The following is a 2,705-nucleotide window of genomic DNA, read 5'->3' on the forward strand; positions in this document are numbered from 1 at the left end:
AATCGCCTGCGCCGCCGACACGATCGCCTGCAGGCCCGAGCCGCAAAGGCGGTTGACGTTGAAGGCCGGCGTCTCGATCGGGCAGCCCGCATCGATCGCGGCCACGCGGCTCAGGTACGCATCCTTGACGTCGGTGGGGATCACGTTGCCCATCACCACATGGCCGATGGCGTCCGCCGCCACGCCGCTGCGCTCGATGGCGGCCTTGACGGCGGTGGTGGCGAGTTGGGTATTGGGAACGTCCTTCAGCGAACCGCCGAAGGTGCCGATGGCGGTGCGGGCCGTGCCGACCACGAAGATGTCGCGAGTAGTCATGAATGGTTCCTGGAATGGAGAGTAGCGGGCGAAGGCCTGTTCACAGGCCCTGGGCCATTGGGTTGCGCGTACTGCTCCACAAGCCGATGCGCGCAGCCGGGACTCGACAGTACGGGATCGGGCGCGACGGCGTACGGCTTTTGATGCCACTGGCTTCGCATTTGATGCCGGACGTCGCTGCGCAGGGCAAGACAGCGAAGCCGCCATGCCATGGCGCCGTGCCATGGCTGGCATCAATTGCTAAACGCGTGTCGTCAATTGAGACGCAGCTTGCGAGTGTCTGCGGGAGCATTGACCCCAGGCGCTCCTGACAACGCGCCGAAGCCGCAGGAGCCCCCTGCAGAAGCTTTCCCCAGCCCCCTTTCGGAGACAAGACCAATGACGCAGAGACCCTGGATTCCTTCGTACGGCAACGTGCCCGCTCAAATCAACGCCGATGCCTACAGTTCCATCGTGGAACTGCTCGAGCAGGCAATGGCCCGCTACAGCGACAAGACCGCCTTCCGCTCGTTTGGGCAGAGCCTGAGCTTTAGCGAAGTCGACCGGCTGTCGGCTCGCTTCGCCGCCTTCCTGCAGCATGAACTGCACATCGGCAAGGGTGACCGCATCGCCGTCATGATGCCCAACCTGGCGGCCTTCCCGGTGGTCTTCCTCGGCATCGTCCGCCTGGGTGCGATCCAGGTCAATGTGAACCCGCTCTACACCGCTCGCGAACTGGCCCACCAGCTCAACGACGCCGGCGTGAAAGCCATCGTCGTGTACGACGGTTCCACCGCGACGCTCGCCGAAGTGGTCGATCAGACCGTGCTGGAACACATCATCACGGTCAGCCCGGGCGATGGCCTGGCGGCACCGGTGGCCGGGCCCGCGCCCGACTCTCGCCTGGTCGGTTCGCTGCCCCTGTCGGACATCCTGCGCGAGGGCCAACCGACGAACTACAGCGCCCCGGTGATCACGGGCGACGACCTGCTGTTTCTGCAATACACCGGCGGCACCACCGGCGTCTCGAAGGGCGCCTGCCTGTCGCATCGCAACCTGGTGGCCAACACCGAGCAGTTCAAGGCCCTGATGGGCGACAGCATCCGCGCCGGCGAAGAGGTGGTGGTGACGGCCTTGCCGCTGTATCACATCTTCGCGCTGATGGTGAATCTCATCAGCTACTTCTCGGTCGGTGCGGAGAACTGGCTGGTGGCCAATCCGCGCGACATGGATGGGTTGATCGACACCTTCAAGCAGTCGCGCCTGACCGTGTTCACCGGCGTGAACACCCTGTACTCGGGCCTGGCCGCGCATCCGCGGCTCAAGGAAGTCGATTTCTCGAACCTGCGCCTGTCCATCGGTGGCGGGGCCGCGGTGATCCCGGCCACGTCCGCGCGCTGGAAGGAAGTGACCGGCCGCCTGATCCTGGAGGGCTACGGCCTGTCGGAGACCAGCCCGATCCTGTCCATCAATCCGCCCTTCGTCAGCGAGTTCTCCGGCACCACCGGGCTGCCGCTGCCGTCCACCGATATCAAGCTGGTCGACGAAGCGGGCAACGAGGTGCCCTTGGGCCAGCCTGGCGAAATCTGCGCCAGTGGCCCCCAGGTCATGCGCGGCTACTGGCAGCGACCCGAATCCACTGTCACGGCCTTCACGCCCGATGGCTACTTCCGCACCGGCGACGTCGGCGTCTTCGACAGCCGCGGCTTCCTGAAGATCGTCGATCGCATCAAGGACATGATCATCGTCTCGGGCTTCAACGTCTATCCGAACGAGATCGAAGCGGTGGCGACGGCGTGCCCCGGCGTGGCCGAGTGCGCCTGCATCGGCGTGCCGGACGAGAAGACCGGCGAGGCGCTGAGGCTGTTCGTGGTGAACCAGCCAGGCAAGACCCTGGCGCAGCAGGATGTCATCGACTACTGCCGTGCGCTACTCACCGGCTACAAGGTGCCCAAGTCCGTGTCGATCGTCGAAGCCTTGCCCAAGTCCACCGTGGGCAAGATCCTGCGGCGCGAGTTGCGCGACGTCGCCTGAGCCACGCAACTGTGCGAACGAGCATGGCGAACGAACCCACCTTCAAGTCTTCCACCCTCGACGCCTGGACCAAGGCCGCAGCCAAGTCCGCGCCCGGCGGTGACCTGGCCGCGCTCAACTGGCTCACGCCCGACGGCATCACCGTCAAGCCGCTGTACACCGCGGCTGACCTGCAAGGCCTGAAGTACACCGACACGCTGCCCGGTTTCGAGCCCTACCTGCGCGGCCCGCAGGCGACCATGTACGCGGTGCGTCCGTGGACCATCCGCCAATACGCAGGCTTCTCGACGGCGGAAGAGTCCAACGCCTTCTACCGCAAGGCACTCGCCGCTGGTGGCCAAGGCGTCAGCGTCGCCTTCGACCTGGCCACGCACCGC

At 65.5% G+C, this 2,705-nt stretch carries 2 protein-coding genes and 1 pseudogene; 2 read left to right on the forward strand and 1 reads right to left on the reverse strand.

Features of this window, described 5'->3' with window-relative positions:
• Positions 1–315 (reverse strand): annotated as a pseudogene (locus tag HB681_RS37460) (acetyl-CoA C-acyltransferase); the annotation flags it as partial.
• 378 nt (positions 316–693) lie between these two features.
• On the opposite strand from HB681_RS37460, the gene HB681_RS37465 reads away from it, so the two are divergent.
• Both HB681_RS37465 and HB681_RS37470 read left to right on the forward strand, forming a co-directional pair.
• A complete protein-coding gene (locus tag HB681_RS37465; protein ID WP_213959961.1) occupies positions 694–2,328 on the forward strand; it encodes an AMP-binding protein in 1,635 nt (544 codons plus the stop codon).
• Between the two features lie 23 nt (positions 2,329–2,351).
• A partial coding sequence (locus tag HB681_RS37470; RefSeq protein ID WP_256735271.1) for a methylmalonyl-CoA mutase family protein occupies positions 2,352–2,705 on the forward strand: 354 nt, incomplete at its 3' end.

The organism is Variovorax sp. dw_954, from assembly GCF_018449755.1.
Taxonomy (GTDB): domain Bacteria; phylum Pseudomonadota; class Gammaproteobacteria; order Burkholderiales; family Burkholderiaceae_C; genus Variovorax.

Bases quoted from the DNA above. Each gene is read 5' to 3' on its own strand.
- HB681_RS37465 (WP_213959961.1), top strand. From the start codon at position 694: ATGACGCAGAGACCCTGGATTCCTTCGTACGGCAACGTGCCCGCTCAA.